This is a genomic window from Effusibacillus dendaii (genome assembly GCF_015097055.1).
Lineage (GTDB): Bacteria > Bacillota > Bacilli > Tumebacillales > Effusibacillaceae > Effusibacillus > Effusibacillus dendaii.
The window spans coordinates 1,677,507-1,702,685 of sequence record NZ_AP023366.1; the positions used below are offsets into that span (position 1 = coordinate 1,677,507).

18 protein-coding genes, 1 tRNA gene and 1 pseudogene are annotated in these 25,179 nt (G+C 46.3%); 2 read left to right on the plus strand and 18 right to left on the minus strand.

Annotated elements, in window-relative coordinates; all coding sequences use genetic code 11:
• Nucleotides 1-2 precede the first annotated feature (2 nt).
• The 9 genes and pseudogenes from skT53_RS09190 to skT53_RS09235 all read right to left on the minus strand — a co-directional run bounded on the left by skT53_RS09190 (nt 3) and on the right by skT53_RS09235 (nt 12,857).
• Entirely contained in the window at nt 3-350 is a 348-nt protein-coding gene (locus skT53_RS09190) for a hypothetical protein (protein WP_200760761.1), read from the minus strand.
• The gene (locus skT53_RS09195; protein ID WP_226375436.1) at nt 351-896 is read right to left on the minus strand and encodes a DsbA family oxidoreductase; all 546 of its coding nucleotides are present in this window, start codon (nt 894-896) and stop codon (nt 351-353) included. It lies immediately after the preceding gene.
• Nucleotides 897-1,365: 469 nt separating this feature from the next.
• Nucleotides 1,366-1,617, minus strand: a complete 252-nt coding sequence (locus skT53_RS09200; RefSeq protein ID WP_200760763.1) for a hypothetical protein — start codon at nt 1,615-1,617, stop codon at nt 1,366-1,368.
• 12 nt (nt 1,618-1,629) lie between these two features.
• Nucleotides 1,630-3,015, minus strand: a complete 1,386-nt coding sequence (locus tag skT53_RS09205; RefSeq protein WP_200760764.1) for a TIGR02679 family protein — start codon at nt 3,013-3,015, stop codon at nt 1,630-1,632.
• A gap of 67 nt (nt 3,016-3,082) precedes the next feature.
• Nucleotides 3,083-7,228, minus strand: a complete 4,146-nt coding sequence (locus tag skT53_RS09210; protein WP_200760765.1) for a TIGR02680 family protein — start codon at nt 7,226-7,228, stop codon at nt 3,083-3,085.
• 1 nt (nt 7,229) lies between these two features.
• On the minus strand, nt 7,230-8,450 hold the full coding sequence (locus skT53_RS09215; RefSeq protein ID WP_200760766.1) for a TIGR02678 family protein: 1,221 nt from the start codon (nt 8,448-8,450) through the stop codon (nt 7,230-7,232).
• A complete protein-coding gene (locus skT53_RS09220) occupies nt 8,447-9,946 on the minus strand; it encodes a TIGR02677 family protein (RefSeq protein WP_226375392.1) in 1,500 nt (499 codons plus the stop codon). Before skT53_RS09220 ends, skT53_RS09215 begins: the two co-directional genes overlap by 4 nt.
• A gap of 278 nt (nt 9,947-10,224) precedes the next feature.
• Nucleotides 10,225-12,397: pseudogene (locus tag skT53_RS09225) on the minus strand (thioredoxin domain-containing protein).
• A gap of 181 nt (nt 12,398-12,578) precedes the next feature.
• On the minus strand, nt 12,579-12,857 hold the full coding sequence (locus skT53_RS09235; protein WP_200760770.1) for a hypothetical protein: 279 nt from the start codon (nt 12,855-12,857) through the stop codon (nt 12,579-12,581).
• Here skT53_RS09235 and skT53_RS19165 point away from each other — a divergent pair.
• The gene (locus skT53_RS19165; RefSeq protein ID WP_200760771.1) at nt 12,838-13,092 is read left to right on the plus strand and encodes a transposase; all 255 of its coding nucleotides are present in this window, start codon (nt 12,838-12,840) and stop codon (nt 13,090-13,092) included. The two genes, skT53_RS09235 and skT53_RS19165, sit on opposite strands and share 20 nt — an antisense overlap.
• A gap of 269 nt (nt 13,093-13,361) precedes the next feature.
• Here skT53_RS19165 and skT53_RS09245 read toward each other — a convergent pair whose 3' ends face one another.
• From skT53_RS09245 to skT53_RS09285, 9 genes are all read right to left on the minus strand, one after another.
• Nucleotides 13,362-13,790 (minus strand): very short patch repair endonuclease, encoded by a 429-nt coding sequence (locus skT53_RS09245; protein WP_226375393.1) that lies wholly within the window; start codon nt 13,788-13,790, stop codon nt 13,362-13,364.
• On the minus strand, nt 13,771-15,462 hold the full coding sequence (locus skT53_RS09250; protein WP_200760772.1) for a DNA cytosine methyltransferase: 1,692 nt from the start codon (nt 15,460-15,462) through the stop codon (nt 13,771-13,773). The genes skT53_RS09245 and skT53_RS09250 overlap by 20 nt, the downstream gene beginning before the upstream one ends.
• Nucleotides 15,449-17,212, minus strand: a complete 1,764-nt coding sequence (locus skT53_RS09255; RefSeq protein ID WP_200760773.1) for an AIPR family protein — start codon at nt 17,210-17,212, stop codon at nt 15,449-15,451. Before skT53_RS09255 ends, skT53_RS09250 begins: the two co-directional genes overlap by 14 nt.
• Complete coding sequence (locus skT53_RS09260) at nt 17,209-18,252, minus strand: PD-(D/E)XK motif protein (RefSeq protein WP_200760774.1); 1,044 nt, start codon at nt 18,250-18,252, stop codon at nt 17,209-17,211. Before skT53_RS09260 ends, skT53_RS09255 begins: the two co-directional genes overlap by 4 nt.
• On the minus strand, nt 18,249-21,110 hold the full coding sequence (locus tag skT53_RS09265) for a Z1 domain-containing protein (RefSeq protein ID WP_200760775.1): 2,862 nt from the start codon (nt 21,108-21,110) through the stop codon (nt 18,249-18,251). The genes skT53_RS09260 and skT53_RS09265 overlap by 4 nt, the downstream gene beginning before the upstream one ends.
• Before the next feature lie 12 nt (nt 21,111-21,122).
• Nucleotides 21,123-22,703, minus strand: a complete 1,581-nt coding sequence (locus skT53_RS09270) for an ATP-binding protein (RefSeq protein ID WP_200760776.1) — start codon at nt 22,701-22,703, stop codon at nt 21,123-21,125.
• Between the two features lie 238 nt (nt 22,704-22,941).
• Nucleotides 22,942-23,028 (minus strand) — tRNA-Leu (locus skT53_RS09275).
• 551 nt (nt 23,029-23,579) lie between these two features.
• Entirely contained in the window at nt 23,580-23,945 is a 366-nt protein-coding gene (locus skT53_RS09280) for a hypothetical protein (protein WP_200760777.1), read from the minus strand.
• A 249-nt stretch (nt 23,946-24,194) separates the two neighbouring features.
• The gene (locus tag skT53_RS09285; protein WP_200760778.1) at nt 24,195-24,542 is read right to left on the minus strand and encodes a hypothetical protein; all 348 of its coding nucleotides are present in this window, start codon (nt 24,540-24,542) and stop codon (nt 24,195-24,197) included.
• 117 nt (nt 24,543-24,659) lie between these two features.
• On the opposite strand from skT53_RS09285, the gene skT53_RS09290 reads away from it, so the two are divergent.
• Complete coding sequence (locus skT53_RS09290) at nt 24,660-25,070, plus strand: hypothetical protein (RefSeq protein ID WP_200760779.1); 411 nt, start codon at nt 24,660-24,662, stop codon at nt 25,068-25,070.
• Nucleotides 25,071-25,179: the final 109 nt, after the last annotated feature.

Below are 25,179 nucleotides of genomic sequence, written 5' to 3' on the forward strand. Positions count from 1 at the left end.
TTTTATTTTTCCCGGTTTTGATGCTCTTCCGCCAGATCTGGAGTCTCTTCAAAATCCTGGTTAACCCGCGCCCAAATATGCAGATCGTTGATGATGCTGGCAAATGTGTAAATTTCCTCATACAATCGACACACCGTGTCCCAGTCTTCTTCCTGGGCCACCTGCAACTGGCGCTGTTCGATTTGCTTCTCCACTTCCATAATCCGATCCGGGATATGGGCTTTTATTTTTTCCCAACGGAGAATCATGTCGTGCCGTTCTTCATGGCTCAATTCTTCCCAATCGGTATGCAAATACGGCAGTTCGATACCGAGCCGTTCGTTTAACGCAAAATGATAGTTTGGCTTCATTCATTCCACATCCATATACAGATCTTTTCCTTCTAACAACCGCTGCAGGGCTTCTTCCGTCTGAACCCCCATTACACCGCGGTTTCCCACGACAAAGCAAGGGATTGCAGAAATTCCGTATTGCGCCGCCAGATCGGTGTCGGCCAATACCTGTGCTTCAAATTGGCGGGATTCCAAAGCTTGTCGGAACGACTGTGGATCAAGTCCGATCTGCCCGGCGATATTCACTAATGTGTCAATATCGTCGATGTTTTTATCCTCTGTAAATTGGGCACGAAACACCGCATCGTGATACTCGTCGCTCTTCCCGTTTTGCTCTGCGAATTTAGCGCCTTCATGAGCCTTACGGGAATGTTTGGCCTGTCTGTTCAGATTCATCTGCAGGCCGTATCGGGCAGCAAATTGTCGGACAGACCGCCAGGCCTGCTCGTAATACTCAGGCGATTTTTCCGGCACTTCGACACCTTCCGGGCGCAGTTCAAACGATTTCCACTCTATCTCAATTCCTTTTTGCTTGGCCAACCGGTCAAGCGGGACCTTCCCGATTAAACAGAAGGGTCAGAGAAAATCGGAAAATACGGTGATCTTGTTTTCCATCAAAATCATCCCTCTTTTTTAAGTCTTATTGTACTCTTCCTCCCCCAAATTAGACAGTATCAATATACTTTCACGGAATTGTCAAAAAAATTTCAAATGTGTTCTATAATACATAGAGAAATCATATTGACTGATTTATAACACATGCATATACTAGAGTTAAAGGGAGGCGCGAACCAATGGAAACTCAAATGGATGTGCAAATGGAAGAATTTCTGCAAGAAGAAGAAACCATCCTTGGCATGATTAACGAGTATTACAGCCGAACTGATAACGGCAACGATCGATAAGTGGTCTTTGATCCATTCAGTCGACCCATCTTATATATAAAACCGGTGAGCAAATCCGCTCACCGGCTTTTTTGTCAGTGTTCATTATCAAATTCGTTTGGTGACGGCACAGTTTTCGAATTATTTCTTTAAATTTCCTTTTTATAATGGTAGCACAATAAGCGGGCAACCGACCATGTTTCTCTTTCAGTCCCCTTCAACTCGGGTCTAATTTTGGAACCGACCGCGGTAGTATTGTAAATCCTACTAACGGCGCAGGTTTTGGCATTTCCAACCATTGTCAATTTCTGCGTTTTTTTTTCGAGGATCAATTTCTTGCCCAAAATCGAAAGCGGGTAATCGATCGTAAAATGAACATTGCGAAACAGATCCATTGGCATGTTGTTAGATCCCTAGCCCATTCTCTCTTCCCAAACTTTCAACAATAGATCGAGTATCTGCTCCTGAAAAACTTTTTTCCCCGATTCGCGCATAACTTCCAAAAGCCGATCATCCCAAGGCACCTGCATTCGCTCAAGAACCTGAATTTCTGCCTCCGAAAAAGGGGGAAAGTGACTCCGAACAGCGGACCGGTAGGTCTCGGCATCCAATCGCCAAGGTATAAACCTGCTTCCGTACCTTTGCGAAAGACCGATTGCCATAACCAAACCTTTCACGTCAAAGTCTCCGCTATAATAAATCCTGGACTGACCATCCGTAATCTTGTCCAGCAGCCTCAGCGCGGCCAAGGAAGGTTGACCGCTTGTGCAGAGAAGCGGAAACGGCAATGGAGATCCTGTTTGCAATCCCCGATCCAGCAATGCGCCAAAAATGGACGGATTCTCCACTACAAAAACCTCTGATACGGAAGGCAACGCGGCTTGATCAAGGCGTTCAACGGCCAGCAGAGGCAATGCCACCGGGTCTTTCGCGTATTCACCCCAGCCCGCCACCCAAACAATCGAGCTGATGTCATCCAAAACAATTCCTGAGAGAGCGTACTGCGCCCTAATGACCTCGCTTTGGGAAATACTCTCCAATGTATTATCAGAAGTCGGATCCGCTTCAACCGTTGATCGCGTTTCTTTAAAGCCATCTTCCTGCACGGAAGTCCTGCCCGATTCCTGAACATCCGGTTCCGATCGAAGCCGATATTGGCTTTGCAACGCCAGCATGCCCCAGTAAAAAATTCTCCCTGCCAGAGTCGAACGGTCAAGTCCGTGCGGGTCGCCGGTCGTCCGTGCCGCAAAAACGGGCAACCGCTCATTACGTGCAGGCAACTGTTGCAACGCTCCCAAAGCTATTGCCCAGTCCGGACTGTCCCCTTTCTCACAGTAATCTCTGTAACATTCGAGAAATACCCGGTAGCCGCCCCCCAATCCGGCGCTTAACTGTTCGATCCAGATCTTCAGCTCTTCTTTTCCTCCGAACTGCAACGCCCAGCGACAAAACCGTTCCCATGTCCTCTGTTCGATTTCCCGTTGCTCTTGCCGGGTCATCCACTCATCTCCGTACAGCAGACACAGACAATCCTTGATGGAAACCTGAAACCTTGTTTCTTGCAATGCTCTTTCCAGTTCGGCCAGACGAAACCTGAAATCGGACCGCCCCAGCATATTCGTCGCAAACAGTCCCTCAAGCGCCTGCCGTTCTTCCTCCCGCAAGCCGGAAAGGCGGATCGTACCCGCCACCCGCCCGTAACTTTCGTATTTCTTGCGGACCAACTGCCACATTCTTTGCAGACCAGGTTGCCTTAGAAAGTCCAGGCATTCCGTGTTTCTACCCGAAGGGCTCACCATACTGTTCCCCCCATCGTAAGAAAACCTGGCATTCGCCCAGTTCTTGAACGCTGGTGAATGCCTGCTCTCACCCTTCAAATCTGGCGGCAGCCACTTCCTTCACGGCCTCCCAGTCCCCATCTTCCATCATGCGTCTCTGAACACCGTTCCAATAATAAGGAATCAGAGTGACGAAATCCACATCCTGCGGGCGGTAGACTTCATAGATGGAAAGCGACGGAACCGTGTCGTAGCAGCCCCATAGCACCTGACTCGTCATCATGTAATCAAATCTCATATCGGTAAGCAGTTGGAACATGTCCCGCATGTTCTCATCGTCAACTCCTGCGAACGCTTCATCTAGCGTGATGATACGGGGGGCGTCGGAACGGGAATCCTTGTACCGGGAGTCGGTAGCGGCAAACAGCGGTATGTACATCGCCATTGCCTTCTCGCCGCCGCTCATCACATTAAAGCGCGAATCGGTCAACTCCCGCCATGGTTGGCTCCCCTTGCGGAAATACAAGGTGAACGCAAACCAGTTCCGGTAATCGAGCAATTCTTGCATCCACTTGCGCAAACCTTCTCCCTCTGCCGCATCTTCCTTGGCCCATCGGATTCTCGAACGGAAATGCTCCACCATCTGTTCGGTTTCTTCCGGAAGCAGTGTATTTGGATTTTTCCGCAGCAGACGAACCAATTTTTCCGTATCCATTTCCCTTTCGTTGCGGGCGGCCCTTGGTGTCCACTCCAGCGACAGAACCAATCCGCTGGAGGTTTTCCGGTTTTCCATAAAGCGGTTCATTTCCCTGACCCACTGCTCGGCCCGATTGATCTTGTCCTTGATCGCCCGTCCGACACTGTGAATCAGGATTTGCTCGTACAACTCCCGGTCCTTCTCTTCGATCAGCAGACGCTGTTCCTCTTCCATTCGCAGCAGCTCATTCAGCAACATGCGAGGAGTCCAAGGTTGGGTACGGTCCCGCAACGATTCGATAAAAATCCGCTCCCCGGTTTCCTCATAACGCTGCACCAACGAGTAATCAAGCAGCGCGTTTTTCGCCAAAACGAACGTTTCCTGCAATTGGTTGAGCATCTGCTCTTTTCTTCGGGGTTCATAACGTGCACGGAAAAGGTTACGGATGGCTTGCGCCGTCTTCAGAACCCCTTCCGGCGTATCCGTCACGGCTGTTCTCAATGGATGTTCCGGTTCGAATTCAACGAGTCCCAGTTTCCATTCGTACTGCCAATCAGTAAGGGACTTTTGCAAGAGTTGTTCACTTTGTTCCAGTTCCGTCCGTTTTTGCCACAGCCGTTCTTTCGCAGCTCCGAGTTCCCCGTCCAGCCGGCGCAATTCCGTGTTGCACCGGTCAATGGTCTTATTGAGTCCGGATCGATGCTCCTGAAGCTCTTGCAATCGTTGGAATACGTCATACACACCCAACTCCTGAACCAGTTTGGTCAGGGATTGAACCGCTGCCGAAAACTGTGTTTCCCGAGTCGAAAGCACATCCAGATGCTCCTGTTCGGAAGCGATGCGATCCGCTGCCGCCTGAAGCTCCTCTTCCAACCGACGGGCCTCCTGGCGAATTCTCCCGAGAACCGCCAGCGTCGCTTTCAGGCTCAGTCCCTGACGTTCATAGTCCTGCAGGGTATCCAGGGCTTCCCGGAAATCTTTTTCTTTTTTGAGACGTGACCACTTCGCAGTTTTCTCCAGGACGGTCCGCTGCTGATCCCGCCATTTCCGGGCCGCTTCCTTGTATTTCCCGCTGCATTCCGTCTCCACTTTCTGGGCATGTTCCCAATCAGCCTTTGCATCATGCAAAATCCGGCTTGCAGCCCGAAGATCCTCGTCTGCAGGCAGTGCTGCCAGTTCCTGCCGTATGTGTTCCGACTCTTCCTGAAGTTGCCGGATTTGTCCGCGGATCTTATCGATTTCCTGTTCGACAGCCTGAACCTGTTCTTCCAATCTCTTGATTTCGGCAAGTCTTGCCTGTTTGCGGGCTTCCGCCCCGATCCACTCCGGCCGTTCCTTGCCGACCGTTTGCCCGGTCAACGGCCCCAGCACAAACTGGCCTGTTTCGGTGATAAAGGCGGCGCTCCCGTCTCTCTGCCCGCCGCTCCCATCGCCCTGTCCAATTTGAATGGTTCGCAATACTTCTTCCACCTGTTGTGCGGTCAAACCGCTTTCGGCAGAGGGGGTAGGCTCCAGGTAATCGGCCAGCGTATGCCCGAACCAGACAGGTGATGGCTTGATCCAAACCTCTTCTTCCTGTTCCAGAACTTCCACAGCATCGGGTGAAATCCAGGCGTCCAACAGTCCGGAACGATGCAATACGGTTTCCAGTACCGCTTTTGTCCGCTCGTCCACATGCGGACGAAATTCGCAGAGAGTGTACAATGGACCTCCCGGTTGTGTTTCTGACTCCATTCTGCGCTTGCGGGAACGTGAACGAGCCTCGGAATGTTCCGGTTCCGGTTCTCGATGATCACGCCAGGCTTGCAGCTCACCCCGCAGCTGTTCCATCAGTTGTACCTGCAGATTCAGTTGGTGTTCCGCCGTCAGCCTTTGGGCTGTAATCTCCGCAAGAGCCTGCTCCGCTGCCGATTTGAAGGGCTCGACTATCTCGTCATAAGCCAGTTCCGGGTACCTTTGCAGCCGGTGCAGCACGGTTCGGAACGTCTCCTCCGCCACATGCAGCCTCTGCAGCCCTTTATGCCACGCAAGCAGCGAGTCTTCTTGCCGGACAATCGCCTGCCGCAGTGCTTCCTCCTTTGTGTGCATCAACCGTTCGGCCGTATCCCTGCTCTCGCGTGCCGCACTCATGCTTTGCTCGGCCTCACTCGCCTTCGCGGCCAATTCCCTTTCATAAACACACAGCTCGTAGGTGTCTTTCAGCTCTTGCCTGTAACCGGCCACATCCCGTTTCCAGCCGGCCCACATCTTTTCATCCGCCGGTTGTCCATCGTTAGCCCACTGCCGTTCATATAAATCGTGATCCTGAAATTCGATCTCCCGCGCGAGAGCATCCATTTCATTCCGCAATTCCCTCTGTTCGTCCAGGTATTTGGCCAGGTCAGCCTTAACCTTTTCGGCCCGTTCTTCCTTCTTTTGCCTGTCCTGCTCCAAATCGTCAATCCGTTCGTTTGTTCTCCGGACTTCCTCCTGCGTCTCCGCAAGGCGATCCTGCGCGGTCTTCAATTCCTGCTGTTTTTCCATCGCTTCCGAGCGGTTTAAATGATCAATTTCCGTCTCCGTTTGCAGCAGTTCTTGCTTGGATGCATCCAGCAAAGAGAGTGTCTGCTGCTCTTCCTCCTGTAACCCGTTCCAGATCTGCTCCTGTTCAAGAACTTCCGTCGCTTTTTGTTTCCGCTCCGTCTCGTCCTGCAAGACCTTGGCCGAGAGTTCAAACAGTCGCATCCCGTTATACTGGTCATAAGCCTGAACCAGTTTCTCGGCTTCCGTTCGGTGCATCCGCAATTCGTCCAACCGATCCCCAATCTCGTCCATATCTTCAATCACTTCGGCAAGCGGGCGCAAGTCCTCATCGCTTAGAGGGGGCAGAGCGTCATTCAGAATGCCGTAGATCGTGGAAGGTTTGAAATCTTTTGATAACTTTGGCGAACGAAGTTGGATCATCAACTCCAGCAGGTCTTTGTACGCCTCCAGGTCCGCAAAGCCAAACAGCAATTGATTCACCATCTGGCAATATTCGCCCTGTTCGCGCACCACTTTTCCGCCCTCACCGATCAACTGTTCCAATTCAGCCCGATCCAAAGGTACTTTCTGGCCATGTTTTTCGAACAAATCCCGATCATACAAAAACAGATCCTTGCCAATTCTTCGCCGGTCGGTGATCGCAAACCCCCAGAATCCTACTTGGGCGGCCCCTCGTCTGGCGCGCAAACCGATCCCTACTGTCAGGAACCTGTTTGATTCAGGTTGCCGAAACTCCAGATACAAGTACCCCGTACGGTCCTGAATCCCGCTTTCCGTCTCTCCCAGCAGGTAATATTCGATCTTCCGGTCTCTCGAACCGAACGGGTCCAGCCTTGACGGACGCTTGTCCCCGTCCAGAACCAGCGGCAGAAAGCTTTGCATGGTGACCGATTTTCCCGAGCCGTTCGCCCCCCGAAAAATCAGCCTTCCTTCCGACAGTTCAAACACTTCGTCCGAGTAGAACCAAAAGTTCAGAACCCCCGCCCGATTCAGCACCCATCTGTTCTCAGTCATTTTATTCAGCCTGCTCCTTCCAGCCGTATGTTCCGTTCCAGCGCATGAACGCCGGATAAAGCTTGACGGTATGGACTCCCTCTTGCATGCCCAAATTCCACTCCCGCAAGTGGGCGATCAGTTCATCCGCGAGCAAACTGCTCGTCTTCTCACGGTGTCCCTTGCTCCAGTAATCCCCGTGGTACTCTTTCAACCGGCTCAGAATCCCCTCAAACTCGGCTCTTGTCAACAGCAAATTGCCCTGTTCGTCTTTCTCAAAGATACCGGGGTTTTTGTGCAAAATCCGGCGAATCTCACCCGCCAGCAGCATCAACAGATCCGACTCCCCTGCCAGAGTCGGGAACAGTTCCATTTCCCCGGTCACATCCGTCCAGGTGAACAACAATCCTTCCCGGAACCGCCGCCCCTCAAGGTTCAACATGTTCCGCATCTGCTCGATCAACCAGGATCTTTGGGTCTGGACATACCTCCGCTCTTCGTCCGGCCACTGCCAGTCATATACAACGGGTTCCTGAATCAACCGGCGAAAAATTTTCTGCCTTCTGGCCTGCACATCTGAACCGGTTGCCGGATCAGCGGCCGCCGGGAGAAGTTGATCAGCCGGAGCAATCAATTCCTCCATGGATTCGTATGCCGTCAGATCTTTCGGAAACCGACGCAGCACATACCGGGCCATCGGGGATGCTTCGTACAACACATTATGATTTCCCCCCTCCCGGGCCCAATCCGATTCCTCCCCTTCTACCGCAACGAGCACTTCCAACTCCCTCAGTTTCTTTAACGCCCGGGCCATGGACAGTCGATGTTCGTAAAGAGTCCAGTCCAGATTCACATCCAAAGACAGCAAGTGATCGCGGATGGCGTCCACCATTTCGGACAGCAAAAATTGTTCCGCTTCTCCCCGCCCTTCCAGGTACCATAGTCCATATGCAAACAGAGCGTAATCCCTGGGGCCGTGAAATGTTTCGATTCGCATCCACGGTTGCCAGGAACCGGGGATTTTCTCCAACTTGGCAAAGCTGCGCGTGACGATCAGGGAAAAACCGGCATGGTCGTGAAACCAATCCCGCAATTTCTCATAATGACTCTTGACTAATACAAACATCTCCGGATCTTTCCGCTTCGTAATCCACGGCCGGTTTAAAAGCGCCTGGGCAGCCTGCTGCAACTCCGCTCTCAGCCGTTCTTGCGTACCGCCTGGAAACTTTCGGATTCGTCTCACTGTGCGGCCACCTCTTTTAAAAACATTCGGAAGTCAGGCAAATCCAACACTCCGTCTTCGAAGACCAATTTTGCCCGTTGACCGTTTTCGGGTTCCAGCAGGCGAATTTCCAATCCGTCGGGTGTCCGGATCTTTCGCGAACGGCTTGCCATGCACCGGCCGATCCACAGTAACAGGAACTTGCGTTCCAGCAGGGTCAAACGATCCAGCTCACTCATGGAAAATTCGCCCATCCCGACCCATTTTCGCAGAATCTCGTCCTCAAACGCTTTTCCCGCAAGAAACGCCTGCCTGGCTATTCGCTGCTGCTCTTTCCGATCGCGGACCGCTTCGGTCTCGCCCGCTTTTCTTTGGATCCGGCTGCGTGATTTTAACTCTCGAATGATCGGCATCTCGTCCCACATTGACAGATCAGCCGAATCGGAGGTTCGCTCCCCTTCTCCCTGGAAATGCCGCGTTCGATAGAGACCAAACGTGTAAGCGCCTAGACGGTGGGCATCTTCCGCGTCTTCCAAACTCAAAAACCACTGCCCCAGGTAATCCAGTTCCCGTTTGCGGCTGATCCCCCACCTGTATTTCTCCTGAATCGCCAATGCATACTTGAGCATTTTGGCAATGCTGTCCTTCGTGGCCCGTTCCAGAAAAACCACGTCGCTTGGCTCATGCCCGTTTCCCGTAAACCACTGGACGAAAATAGACCACTCCTCCCGTCGGCGATCCATCCGTTCCTCGTTCGTGATGGACTCTTCCAACGAAGGCATCCTTGCTTCATCGACCACGACCGCATGAAGAAAAGCCTGCCAGACTTCGGGGCCCGTCTCCTGCAAGATCGCCTCCAACTGTCCCCCGTAGCGTTGTAGCCCAATGACAAAATTGCGAAGATAGTGAGTCAACGTGTCTTTAAAGACCAGAAACTGTTCCGTAAGCATCAGCTCTTCCGCTCTCCCGGTCTGCAGGCTCGCCAAATAATCAGAAGCATTCTCATGCAGCTGTCGAAACGAGTTTTGCAAATCCCGCCACAGTTGCAAGGCTTCTCCTTCTGTCCATTCCGGTGTCTCCCGCACCCGCCTGATATAATCCAGCAACCGTTCCAGAAGAGTGGGCTCCAGCGAGCCTCCATAGCCCTGGATGTTTTCGAGATTCTCCAGCATCCGCTCAATCTCGATGGTGTAAGGTGTCATTTGATATCGGAATCGCTTGCGAAGATACTCTTCGATGGTGGTTGCCCTGCCACCGTCATGACGGCTGGTCAGATTTTTCCATTCGGTCAGTGCTTCCAGGTCCCTTTGGCACTGTTCCAGAGAGTAATCGTCCAGCAATCCCCAACTCATCACGCCGGCGTAGACTTCTTCAGCTTTTAGCCAATATTTCAACTTGCTGTGATTTTCATAGAAAAACCGTAGAATCAACCGGTAACGGGCCACATTTTCCGCGTTCAGATATTTGGTCTCCGGTACCGGCTTCGTCCACAATTCCCTTGTTTGTCGTCGGTTCACCGCACTCATCCTTTGCAAGACAATCGTTTCTACATCGTGTCGATCAGCACAGGTATATTATACTGCAAAGAAGCAGTTTTACAGACATAAGTAAAATTTGTCCAAGCTACCGTATCGAGATCGTTGAGTCCTCTTGAAAATCGGGTCTTCATTGAACCACAAAAATAAAATATATTGAATCAATTTTAACAACAAAAATAAAAACTGTTGAGAATCGATTTTCTCAACAGCCCATCGCAAATTGCACAGTCTGATCTGTAACATCCTATTCACTCTGTCTACTTCCCCAGCAGTCCAGCCAAATCTTCCACTTTCGTAACAGGCGCCTGACAGGCATAATTCTGACAGACATACGCCGTTGCCTTTCCCTCTCTCGCTGTTTTCCCTTCCGCGAAGGGAAACCGCTTTGTGATCTCCGTTTCCTTATCAATGGGATTGAGAACCACGATCGCGTTGGGCAGAAACGTTTTTCGAATTTGCTGCAGCATCTCTTTCGTATCTTCCGCTTCCGGATCGCCTGCAATCACAATTTCCCTGCTCCCGTAAATGGCAAATTGAAGCGCCATCAGCGTATGTGTAAAGCCGGACGGGTAGGATCGGATCATGTCGGCAAACGTTTCGAACAGCCGGTCCGCCAATTTTTCATAGTGGTCATTTCCGGTTAATCGGGCCAACTGCAGAAGGTTGAGCGCCGCCACCGAATTGCCGGACGGGATTGCCCCGTCGTACACTTCTTTCGGACGAGCCAGCAGCTGCTCTCCATCGCTGCCATAGAAGAAAAATCCGCCGTTTTCCTGATCCGAAAACAGCCGAATCATATCATCTGTCAATGCAACCGCCGCATCGACATGCCGCAGATCCCAATCCGCTTCGTACAATTCCAGCAACCCCCACACCAAAAACGCGTAATCGTCCAAGTAAGCCGGAAACGCCGCCTCTCCATCGCGATAACGGGCCAAGAGCCGTCCGTCCAACCGCCGTAATTTTTGCAGGAGAAAATCTGCCGCCTTCTGTGCCGCCCGAAGCCAATTGTCTTCCCCAAGCACGCGCGCGCCTTTGGCCATTGCCGAAATCATCAACCCGTTCCAGGCAGTCAAAATTTTGTCGTCCTTGCCGGGATGGATCCGTTTTTCACGCACATCAAACAGCTTTCGGCGTGACTGTTCAATCACCTGCGCCAATTCATCGCCGCTGATGCCAAAATGATCGGCAATCGCTTGATGATCGGTCTCGATCAGATGCAGATGACTGGTTCCGTGCTCAAAATTGCCTTTTTCCGTAACGCCGTAATACCGGCAAAAAATCTCGCCGATTTCATCGCCCAACACCTCTCGAATCTGTTCCGGACGCCAGACGTAAAATTTGCCCTCTTCCCCTTCCGAATCGGCGTCTTCTGCCGAATAGAAACCGCCTTCCGGACTGGTCATGTCACGCAGGATATAGGTGAAAATCTCGCGCACCACCATCGCGTAAAACCGTTTGCCGGTTGCTTGATATGCCTCCAGAAAAGCATGTGTCAAGAGCGCGTTATCATACAGCATCTTTTCAAAATGGGGAATCATCCACATCTGATCTACCGAATAACGGGCGAAACCAAACCCGATGTGGTCGTAGATGCCGCCGCGATACATCGATTCGAGTGTTCGTTCCACCATATCGAGCGCCCGCTGATTGCCCGTATGCTGCCAATACCGCAGTAAAAATCCGAAATTGTGCGGGGATGGAAATTTCGGCGCAGAGCCAAATCCGCCATATGTCCGGTCATAACTGGACGAAAAGCGTTGAAACGCTTTTTCCAGCACGTCTTCCGTCAACTCGTTGCGTGCTTCCGTCCTTTTTCCCTCAGCCGTGGCCGCCCCTCTCGGAACTGCTCCTTGAAAACGCGGCTGCAACGCCTCCGCAATTTGACTTGCGACCGTTTCCACCCGCTCCCGCTCCGTTTCCCATTTTTCCTGAATTTGCGAGAGAATGTCGAGAATGCCGAGGCGACCGTACTTGCGTTCTTTCGGGAAGTAGGTGCCAGCAAAAAACGGCTTTTTCTCCGGCGTCATGACAATCGTTAGCGGCCAACCGCCCTGACCCGTCATTTCCTGACAAACCGTCATGTAAATATGGTCAATGTCCGGCCGTTCCTCCCGGTCCACCTTGATGGCAACAAAATGATCGTTTAAATAGTTCGCCACTTCTTCATCTTCGAACGATTCCCGTTCCATAACATGGCACCAATGGCAAGTAGATTATTTCAACCAACTTTCAATTAGTCGCCCCACAGGGCTAGGAATAGCCGATGGACAAGAATACCGGCTTGCTCTCCCTTACTGCCTTTTGGAAAGCTTCAGGGCCCCATGGGAACCAGTCAACAGGGTTGTAAGCGTGTTGAAGCAGGTAAGGAGATTTTTCGTTGATCAGGCGGTTGGCTTTGCGGTCCCGGTTGTCAAGGAATTCTTTCATCAGGAAGCACCCTTTCGTGCGTGATTTTGGGTATTTCAGGAAATTCTCGTCTTACTTCATTATACTCTTTTACTTCAAGGGGAATCCAGAAAGATGTGATTCCTGACGGGTGCCGCTCCATTCTTTTTGAAAACGCAGGCTCAACCAACCTTACGGCCAGTTCTTTCTACACGCTAGACCCCTATAGAAAATTGATTTCAATCGAAGGAGGTCCGTTGTCCTCCCGCTTCCAAATGATCGAATCGAGGATTTTCTTGTAGCACTGATTTAGTTCCAAATCACTCATGGTTTTGCTGTTCCGCATTTGTTCCCAGAAGTGCCGGATGTAGTACAGTCGCTCCTCGTTAGTGATCGATTCTTGTGACTTCAACCGTTTCTCCAGGACGCCAAGTTCTTCGTGAAGTGCATTTAACTCCTCTATCGAGAGCAAAAACGTCATCGTGGATCGTGGATATGACACCGATAAAATCCTTGCGCTGCTGGAAGAGAAGCAGGCGAATTCCGTCATTCCCAGCCGTCAACTCCGTACGGTGCAACGCCATACCGATTGGTGGTTATTTAAGGAGCGTCACCTGGTCGAATGCTTATTCAACAAGCTCAAACATAATAGCCGTCTCGCAACTCGATACGATAAATTATCGCGGACCTTTGTTGCCTTTTTAAAGCTGGCCTCGGCTATGATTTGGTTGGCCTAAGGTTTGAATGCACACCCTAGAAGCTCATCCGAAATTATGCGAATTAGCTCCGTTGCAAACTCAGCATCAAATTGAATAGATTGACTTATTTTTTCAGGGTTCATTCGTTCTGTAGTTCCGAACGTATCGATCTGAAAGTATTTCTTTCCGTCAACTGTTTTAAAGACCGTATACGTGGATCGAGCAGGGATGTGTACGTTATTGCGTTCTTTTTGGATCTTTTTAAAATTTTCCTTCATTATACGTGCCACTAGCTTCCCCTCTCGTTTCTAAAGAGAACGAATTGAACTGACCAAATCATTCAACCGGCCCTCTGCATCTTTTTTTATTTCACATTCCCAAACAATCTCAACTCTCCAACCCATCGTCATGAGATTAAAAACAGCCTTCTCGTCTCTTTCTACATTGCGTTGTATCTTGGGAATCCAATATCCGGGATTGGTTTTGGGATCGCGGTAGTACTTGCAGTCTTGGTGTGCATGCCAAAAACAGCCATGCACAAAGACCACATATTTATATTTAGGCAGTACAATATCTGGTTTCCCAGGCAATTTAGAATCATGCAGGCGAAAACGAAAGCCTAATCGATGCAAATACTTGCGTACAATGATTTTTCCCCTGGTGTTTTTTGAACGAATATGAGACATAATCTCACTTCGCTTTTGTGGATCAAATATATCATATGGCAATGGTATCACCCATTTTTACAAAAAGCACATCATCAGAAACATTCTCATTAATTCCAAGATCACTAGACAATGAACTTTCCGATCTAAGACCTAGCTGCTCCAACAGACATTCAGCAACGGCTTGTCCCAATAATGGAGGCACTGCATTGCCTACCTGCTGATACTGAGAGTTTTTTGATCCATGGAATACAAAACTGTTAGGAAAAGACTGCAATCTGGCTGCTTCTCTTATACTTAACGCCCTGTCCAGCGTTGGATGAACCCACATTGATTTGCGCACATTCAATACAGTTCCAGACGGCTGATCATATCGCAAACGAAGATAAATCGTGTTTTGCGTCCTTTCAGGAAGTGAGTAAGAAGACTTCAATGAATTATCAAGTTTATGAAAATTGTCCCCTTGTCCCAAGGCCTTAAACCTTTTCAACGCTTCATCCCCAGTATTTGTAACTACATGATTAGCAATTGAGTCTCTGTTATAAAGCAGAGCCGCTAACCTGGACCCTCCTGGAAAGCAAGCGGATATTGGAGGAGCGCTTGTGTGAATTGATGTTTCCAGCTTTTCCAAATCTTCAATTGCATCTCTTACAGTGAAATAATCTTTTTTCTCAATTATAGGAGATGGCAACTTGACTTCACTCTCTCCTATTCTCTCATCCTTGATGCCGATCATGATAAAACGTTCCCTCGTTTGAGGAACTCCAAAATCGGCAGCGTTCAATATTGCTTTTTTTGTTATATACCCCATCGTTTCAAATTTATAGTCCAGATAATCCTTAACGGTAAAAGTATCTACAGATGCAAATACACGGTTTCCATATAATAGAACCTCAAAATCAATGAGGTTTTCTTTCAATTCATGTATACGTTCAAGCGCTTGTTCAATTTCAACCAGTATTTTCATCCTATTAAAGTAATCTGAGAAATTCTGCTCTCCATTAGTGAATCTGTGGATTATTCCTTTAGTTTCTCTATAAAAAGTTTCCCATGTTTGATCCCAAAAATCATGATGGAAACTATCCCAATTCTCCAAGAGCATATGCAATTTTTCTTTCTGCTCTTCAGCATACTTTATTGCTCGTTTTTGGGTGCGAGAAAACCTTAGCAGGGTACAGAGCAAAGCATATCCTTGCTTAGCCATTCGAAACCTATCTATTGGATCGTTATGTTCAATAACACCTGCAACCAGTGTCGACGCTTCATCACCTGAGCATAAAGCTATTTTTTCTTTTTTAGTAGGTATCCCCAATGCTTTAACCTCTTCGGCATTTTCGCTGCCAACAAAGAAAAAGTGTTTGCTGGATTCCAAAGTTTTTACATTTTCAAGAACAAATGCGATTGGATCCAGTTCCTCGATAGCACGAACATATTGCTGAACCAATTGATTGTTGCCGCTGATCAAACTTGATTTCTGTCTATTTGCGTTTGAAAAGCCTTGACATGGCGGCCCACCAATCACTACGTCTATTTTTCCGTACTTATTTTCAATTTCTTGCTTAAAGGAAATTGTTGAGACGTCCTTTTGAAGCACTTCTACTCCTTCATGATTTTCAGCATATGTCTTTGCCGCGTGCTTGTCGTATTCTACTGCAACTTTAATATCAAACCGGCCTGTCCTCATAAATCCGAGACTCAGTCCGCCAGCACCAGCAAATAAATCAACCGTATTAAGCTTCGTCATCCTCGTCCTCCTCAATCGAAGCAACTATAATTCCTTGACGCTTGAGCAGGAGGTTCCAGCACTCTTCACGCTTGCACCATTGGGTAATATTAGTGCCTTCCACTATGGGATGCGTAATATGCTCCCATACTTTTCGAGCCAGATCTTGCAGCAACAACTCAAGTTTCTCATCAATATCTTGCTTCGCCCATATTTTGTCGAGATCAATCTCAGTTTCATTAAGACGATACGCTAAAGCAATTGTATAAGCTACTACGTTGGCTTTATAATCTCCCAACTGCAAGTTTTTTACGATCCTATCGCATTTATCAAAAAGAATAACATTTGCCACCATATGCTTGTAATACTTCTCGTTAGGAAATGGGACTTTTCCAGCGTCAACCAACTCCATAAACTTTACAAAATTGGTTTCTGACCCTTTGCTGACCACATGTGGCTTTTGCATCGTACACATCATGCATTTTGCCGCTAGTGTTTTAGTAATAACGTGACTCTTAGGATTCTCACTACGGAAAATCTTTTTTCGAGCCGTGGTGCTTTGTCTATTGAGTTCAACTAGATATTGACCGCGGGCGCGTTCATAGAACCAACGAACACGTTGCCGAGATGGAACCCATGTTCTTCGTGAAAGCTTTTCCATTTCAACCTGCCAAGGATTGTTTGCGCTGAAATCTGACATCGTGATCTTGTTCTGGCTATTTGCATATTTGGATATATACGCAATAATCCGATCTTTGTTTTGATTGGATTTTAAAATTGTCAATTTTATAGGTACAAATACTTGACTTAAATCCAGATTATTCTTGTATGCATTGGCAAGAGATGCTGTGGTTTGCCCACCATTAACAATCTGCCAACCGTGCAAACTATGAACTGAAACAACACCATGATTCAATTCATCAGCTTCTATCCATGTAGCTACCGTTGAAATTCCATTGTTGTAAGCCATGAACATTTCAGGCTCATCCCGCACTGTATCTCGAATACCTTTATTGATTGCATTTTTTGCTTGAAGAAACGAGCGGACATTGCGCTCAATCAATTGTTGTCCGTATTCGTCATAAATTCTTGCCAATACGGCCCCAGGCATCATACCCACATAACAATCATATTTTTGATGCTCTGCCTGCATTTTCATCATGCAAATGCTAGAATCATATTGATCCCGCAAATGAATGACAGTTTCCGCAGTACTGCCCGCTTGACCAACAAGCCTAAAGATTCTGTCTATGTCCCATACGTCATATGAAAATAAGGTGTCTTCCTCTTCCCCATCCGGCGGAGGTTCGATGTCAATAATAGCATTTGAGACAAGATAGATGCGGACCGTTGAAATAAAGGCCTGCCTTTCATATATCATTTGCGCTAAGGTATATGCAGTGTCGGTCTCCTCCATTTCTTTGTACATGCCTATTTTAGCATTTCTATAGAAACGACGCACCATTTTAAACATGCGATTCGCATCATTCCTGCTCATCTTCACTAGCTTATTATTTCGTTCCCATTTTACTACAAGCAAACTAAGGGTTGCATTTTTTTCATCAAATGCATGAGCGCTTACTTTCATTGCTTGTCGGCCAGAATTTGTTTTTTGGTAAGGACTCAGTTGGAGATCAGTTATGACCTGTTCCTCTTCCAAATATCCGCACAGTATGCCCTCTATAGCCTCTTCTCGAGTACGATAGCGGCCATTTTCATGTTCTTCTCTTGCATCTTCGGAAATCATCGCATGAAAATCATCCAGGATCATGCGATTTCCTCCTTTGCATGCAACTTTACTATCTGCCAAAATTGCTGCTCATCCATTTTAAATTTGGAACAAGCTTCAATATCCAAAGAATAAGAAATATCGCCAAGACCACTTGGCAAGTTCTCACTCAAAATACGTGGAAATCCTTCCTTCACCTTAAAGAAAGCATATTCTTTAATAATATATCTTGTCGTATACCTTTCAATATACGGCTTTGCGAGCCCGCATCCGAACATTTTATCACGAAACAAACTGTATGCTGCTTCATCATGCTTCACATACTTTTCGATTTCATTCACTGCATCTTCTAACGTTTCTCCAGATGAGTCATTTGGTTGAACTGCTACAAAACCGAGCACAAGAGTGCCTCCAGCAAGCCGCTCATTGAGCTGCACCTCATTGCTTATATAAACTTTATAGGGCCTTTTGGAAGCTGTGGTCTTTATTTCAATCCCCATATTATGCAGAGAAAAATCAAATACATTCTGATAGGTACCTTTCCAATAACCCATTGTTTGAATCCCAATATCATTTTCAAACATGCTGCGCATCATCCATAACTCTCCATACAAACCCATCTGTTCTTCCTGTGATAATCTAATGCTTCCACGAAGCGAAAAAAAACGACTCCAACGTTCCAATGCAGCCGAAAGTTCTTTGCGCAAATGAACTCTTTCAATACCTTGAAGGCAAGTACACAAATCATCTGCAACAGCAAAGTACACTTCATCATCGCTATCCTGATTCTGTTCAATACGTACAAAGCTTCCTTCAATTCCCGAATTGTCAAAACCTGAAAAATCAATTGAAACACCTTTCCAAGCTGGATATTTATTACCTTTTACCACATCTTCGGGATTGCATTGCAAATATAAAATATGTTTTCCATCTGATTTTCTTACGGCAAAGACAGCCATTATATCTCGGCTCAACCTCATTTGCCTGGATAGAAGAGGATCACTTCCAAACCATCTTTTTGAAATAAGCTCTTGATCCAGTGCAGAAAAAATTTCATGAGCCGAAAAAGTATTTTTGCTCACTCCTGTTCATCCTCCTCTTCCAACATACGAAAGACATTATTAACTTTATAGTTGACAGGAGTCGAATGACGGCTTGGTGGAAATACTAATCCTATGCCAATCGGAATAATGTCATCAGATAGATTCGCAAATGCACTGTTATCGGAATTTTCGATGGGGTATATTAGCAGCAATCCTCGATGTGGTTGATCTTTTCTTAATTCATAACGGATATACGCAGCTGACTCCCAGTCAGATCCCGAATCGTCGGTAATGACTTTAGAACGTTTTCCTTTTCCTTGAGTTGCCTGAGCTCTCAACTTAACGACCCTGTCCATTTGAGCATCATCAAAATCCAAGTATTCATGGTCTTGTGAAAGCAATCGCCCAAAAGCCTTTGTTCCTCTATTTTCACCTTTGGCTCTCCTTACTCCTCTTTCTATCGAAAGACCTCCAACTTCAAATCCCTTGCCTTGAAATTTATCATTTTCATCTGCATTAATCAGACAAATTGTCCACTCCGTTAATCCTCCATTGTTAATCTGTTCTTTTATATACTCCTTCAAACGAAAGCTATTTGCCCGCGGCGCATTGCGAGCGGTTTTATATTCAGATAAAAAATTGCAGACACTAAATCCATCAACTTTTTCCCAAAAGTAATGTTTGGGCATGCTTGCAGAATTGGCATATTTCCCTGGACGCTTCTTTCGGAGATAGTCTTTATCGGGCGCACCAAGCTGCCGGATGAAATGATCTACTGCATTTTGGTTGTCTCTGAAGAAGTCTTCATTGTTATCAAACTTTGTAGTCTCGCTTACGCTGTTGCTGTAATCCTCCTGCCTATCATAAGCTGACTGCATTTTGTTGGCTGCTGCAATAAACAAGTCTGGATGGGTTCGCACTTTGAGTCCATATTCTTTTGGCAGAGCATTACGCTGGTCCATATTGAACAACTCGCCGCGCAATTCTTCTGTCGCAACTGCAATATGTCCAAACCATTCAGCCAAAGTCGGTGTGGTATATAGTCTGCATAAATCAAGATAACCAGGTCTATAGCCAAACCATCTGCCCATTTGCATCAATGTGTCATAAAATGTAGAAGATCTGAGAAAATAACTAATTGACAACCCTTCCAAAGTCAGCCCCCGTGAAAGCTTATCTCCACCCACAGCTATCACAATCCGTCCATCGGGGTAATCTTTATACTTCAACTCATCATCACTGACTCCATTGACTTCAAGTACTTCAAGCTTGGCCAAAACATCCGAAATCCCACTCAAAATCACCGGCCATTCCGGCATATAGCAATCACCTGCCAAGTCGAAAAAACATTTGCGCAAATGGATCGATGTTTCAACAAAATCATTTGCCCATAATGATTTTAACCTGGCTGCAAAAGAAGACGAATCTGCTGCATCTTCATATCTCAAACGATTTTGGATATCATGAATTTTTCTAACAACAAGATCTTTAATCTCACGATGAATGTTTGTAAAACGCGCTGCATGAATCAGCATCGACATGTGCTCATTTTTCTGTTTTCGAGCCAAACGAATGGATGACGAAATAAGAAAAGCGCCAATAGCATCTACCAATGTTTCAGGCAACCGCTCAGGAACATGACCATTTTTCGTTTTTGCTGGAACAAATAAAGGATCATACTGGACTTCTCTTATCAAGCACATAGTCTCACCATCACTACGATTGAGACCAAAGAACTCTGCAGGACCGATATAACTATCAGGTTTTGGAAGGCAAAGAATAAAGTCTTTTGGAAAGAGCTCCTTTCCATACTGCTCTGTTCCAGCTTCGTCATGAATAAAAATATTGGCATAAGGGGTGGCTGTATACCCTACGTATGCTTTGTTGGAAAACAAGTTGTAAATTCTTCGGATCTCAGCGTTTACACGCGACGGCTCGTAATCAGGCAGGATATTGCCATTCGCGTCGCTGATCGATTTTGTGTTAACGGATGCTTGATCAGCCTCATCATCAATCATCAGCATCGAAATATTGGCAATTAATGCCCTTCCTTGCTTGAGCAGGTGATCTTTTGTTAGATTTCCTGTTCTAAGAAATTGGTATAAATTTTTTAAAATCGTTGCATTTTTCTTCACAATAAATACTGTTGGTCGACCACCCAATAATTGAATCTTTGTTGCTAGAGCCTTTCGAAAATCACCCTTATGACTTCTATCAGTATATCTATTTACCATAAACTCTTCAGAGAATGCCAGCTTTCCAACTCCCACTTGTTGCCTCAGATACCCATTCTTTATTGCCAATTCTATACTAGAATCCGTTCCAAAAACCTCTTCATCTAGACGCGCTTGCGTCTGCATTCTGAGACTTTCATGCATGCCGGCGAGCACAATAATAAGTTGAAAACCAGCGTCTAATGCCTTATTTATTAAACCGGTATAGTGAGCTGTTTTCCCTGACTGAACGTATCCTAGCACAAGGCCTCTGCGGTCATTTAGCAGGGAGTTTTGATTTGGATCATCAATTGCATCTAAAATCTTATCTGTAGTTTCATCTATGCTTTCAATAATCGCAGGACTCCAGTTCTTTTCGTTGGTTAAATACATTCTCCAACGATTCCAAAATCCCAATTTGTTTACACTCTTCTGTTCTGTCCACCATTTATGCTTTGCTTTTTGTTGTTCCTCCCCTTGAAGCATTAAATAGTCTGACACTTCCTGTGTTACCAGCAACCGAAGATGTTCCTTAAGCCACTCAGCATCAATATTTAAGCCACCCGGCAGACTATTTTTTACAAATTCAATAGTTTGAACGGCCGCCTCTTCAAATTCAATTTCTTTCTCTTTCAACGACCAGCAGTACTCGACTGCAATTCTAGCAATTGCATCTCTCTCCATAACTGACTCCTTTCAAAGCTTAAGTTTGCTTTTAATGACATCAGACATTCCTTCATATATGCTGATTTGCAGCACTTTGCTCAATGCTTCCGATGAACTATATCCCACCTCTATCAAATCATAGCAGAACTTAACGGCACTATTTACCAGCTCCTCTGCATGATCTGACTCACTTGAAACAGGTCCCGTCAGTGATACATTCATGGGTGCAAATCCCTCAACCATCTTCATATAAGCACTTAGTTTCTTAGCAGAGCCATCGGACAACTCAGAGCACACCTCTTTTAGCAACGCATGATCGCGATTTAGTCTAAAAAACATTCTCCCCCGAATGATTGCTTGTTCCCATATTGCTTCATTGTCTTCATCTCTAGTCTTTTGATTGATGACCGCTCCTCTGAAATAATAAACCTTGCGGGAAGCCTCCTGGGCTATCCTAGCAATACGTCTTATATTTTCTCTTAGAATCGATGGTGGAGCCGCCGAGGATTTCTTTACATCAATTTTCCATTCAAAATCCATGTCCGCTGTTAAATCCAATTGAATTCTAGCAAGTTGGCTTGGTTCATTTTTTCGCAGCATTTTAAACCATGTGCCCGGAACAATCAAACGCTTGTTTCTGTATACATAGAACCCCTGCTGCTCCATCCATCCGTTGATGCCGCCAGCTTCGTCAAATTCCGATATTGACATTTTCGAATGATGAGGCAAAATAAACGCATGAATGCGAATGTTTCTCCCATTGCATTCCACATACTCTTCTCTGAATTCCTGTGTTGCAAGCGATTGGCGCATAAATGGATCCCATGGCTCAACTCTTTTTCCATTAATAAAAATGCGTATTGCTTGTGCACCAGACAAGAATCTATGAAATACCATAGATAAATGCTTCTCCATCTCAGCAATTCTCTGCCAAAAACGTCCAATTGCTTGATCGCTGTAATTCTCCGTAATGAATCTATCTAATTTTTCCATTACAACAATTGTGCCTTGATTATAATTGATTAATCGCTTCGAAGCATCCTGCCAAGCTAGCGTTGCACTGCCATCAAACAATTCCCACCGATTGGAATCCACAATATTGTCTATATCCCAAACCCTAACACTCATTGATTCTGTACCCGCAAGCTTGCTTCCAACAGTCAATCGCTTGCACAACGAGAAAGCTGCCGTTTTTAATCCCATGCCAAAACGTCCCAAATCATCGTGGCCTCTTTGATCCATAGGATTTTTCGATCCAATTTTCATTGCCTGATGCAAATCTTCCTCATTCATTCCAAATCCATTGTCACATATACTTATATAGGAAAAATCATTATTCCATTTGACGTCAATACATATTTCTGTCGCTTTGGCAGTAATGCTGTTATCGACAATGTCTGCAATCGCCGTTTCTAGCGTATAACCTACCGATCTCAAAGACAGTATAAGTGAAGCTGCATCTGGAATTGCCAGCTTTGTTTTCATTGCTTCTCCTTTCACAAACTTATGTCGCACATATTTCATATTGGTTAAAACAATATTCGACGCATGGGACTTTTTTCCCTTCCAAATATACACTTTCACCCAAAGGCATTTAAAAACCGCCAACATGCAACATCATTTTGCTAGTCGGACGACAATTTGCTACAGTGAACGAACTTATATTCATACCCTTCCGAATCAAGATGAAAATAAAATCAGGTTTTCCGAAAAATTCGATTCCAATTCCATAATTTTCTTTTTTTCAAAAGAAAAAGGAACAGACTGTTAAAAACAGTTGCTTCCATGAATTGGAATTCATTTTACAATAACAAATAACCCCAGGTTAACTGGAGTGGGATTATAGCTATGGTGCGGTCGAGAGGACTCGAACCTCCACGTCATTGCTGACACAGGAACCTGAACCGTGCGCGTCTGCCAATTCCGCCACAACCGCATGGTAAATATTCACTTGACTGCTTGTTTTTGTCGAGGTAATCTCGACACGAGCCGCGCTAAACATTTCCGCGCTAAACAGTGACAAAAGCGCGGTAATGAAAGTTGGCTCGAAAAATCCGTGTTAAGTGCGGTTTTCTCAAGATTAGTGCGGTGGAGCCTTCTCAAGAAGCCTTATGTGGTGCGGCTTCTCGGGCGATCGGCGCGTGAAATTCGAGGCTCGCTAAAACCTGAATTTTGTGAGGTGCAGATCAACACTAAACCACTAAAAAATGTATCAGCCCAACAAAAGACCGGTTTCGTTTTCATACTTGGTCGGGATGATTAGAGGCTGAATTCCGTAATATATTTTCTCTATAAGTTCGTCTCTTTGCTAATTTTAAGTTCCTCTTCATACTTTCGAGTTTTATTAAACAATCTTCTTCCGTCCGCTTATCCAGCATATTTTTGTTTCTACAATCATTTGTTTGAAAAAAACGGCCCGAGGTTTCCCAAAGCGGAATTAAATTGATCTTCGCTCTCAATTCAAGCTTTTTCATTTTGTTTAGAGTATCATTCCGTCTCCGGCACCTTCCACATCGTTTCCCGCTCAAGAAGTTGTTCAAACAAATCTCCGTCTAAAACCATTGCAAGATTAATAAACACCTCAGCCGCTTTATATTCGCAGGAATTAAAGTATTCCGTATGTTCATTCATAAGGGTTTCAACTGCAAAGTTCTTATCCTCCTTATCTGTCAATGATCTCAGAAATTTCTTGACACGGGCCTCCATCTTCCTCCATAAATGCCACTTGTTCAATTCAATCATCAGATAAACCCAATTCACAAAAATTGGAACATGCTCTGGTCCCTGCTCCTCAGGCGAAGGGATTGCGGACTGGATCAAGTTCCACGCCTCTTCTTCCCTGTCAAGTTTCATATACACTCCCATATAGGTTGTAAGTAAATAGTTTCTGCTGAAAAATCGTCATCTGGTTTCCCTGCGCCATAATCGTTTCTTTTCAAAAAATTAATGGAAATCGTTTCCTTACACTTCCCAACAATCAGGAAAAACATGCATGAAGAAAACTCGGTACGCCAAGCCGTGGCCGCAGGCGAGCCAAGTTGTGCACAAAAAAATACAGATCCCTTAGTGTAAGACACTGTGGGATCTGTATTTTGGATTCGCTTAAAATGTACGCTGCATGGGATCTTTTAGCTGCGGTGAGTCAGGATCTGACATGACGGTTTCATAGGGATGATTCTCACCTGCACCAAGCAACTGCGACAAATGCTGCATGTGCTGCTGCAGTTCGCTTCCAAGCTGTTTCATCTTCTCCAGTTGACTGATCGTAGCCTGTTCGTTTGGCATCACTTGACCCACGATTCCATAAGTCTCCGGTTTCGTTTCCGATTGCATCATCTCCAGATTGTATTGTTCCGTGCGCACCAGTGAACCCATCATCTGCCGCAGCATGGTTACCTCGATCTGCAGTTTTGCCAGTTCACTGCGCATTTCTTCCATTTTTGCTTCCATCTCAATCCCCTCCGACTTGTTGTGCACGTTGTGTTTACATTGTCCAGCCCCTCACTGATACATGCATAATTTGATGGAAGTCACAAAAAATAAATGACGAACAGGAGGTTATCTACCTTGAATAATCAATCGAATTTGGCGGCGCTTGAAAACGAATTAAAAACAATTCGGCAAGAGATTAATCAACTTCGGACCATGGCAGAACGAATCGCTTTACAGGAACAACGGAATTATCAACAGATTTCTGCCGCTCCTCAAAAAACGAACGAAATGCACCAAGTGCAATTCGATGAACGACAGGCAACCGTTCTACTAAATAAAATGAGACAACTATGCGAACATATGAACCAGCACCTTACCGCCATGGCCAGCAACCTTTCCGGCAATCGATCGGCCACTCAGTTGCTGTATCAATCGCAGTTTCAATCTCAGTACCCACCGCAACATACATACCAACCGCAGATCAACCATGCTTTGCGGCCCGAACATGATTTCTCCCGCTATCCGTACAACGGGTTTACCACTTAGGGAGTATTTGGTGGAATTCTTCTCACGAGCCCTTGCCATTTCCAATCGGAGGTGGCAAAGGCTCTTTTTTATGTTTTAAGCCAAGCTAAACGAATTTTATGGTAAAATG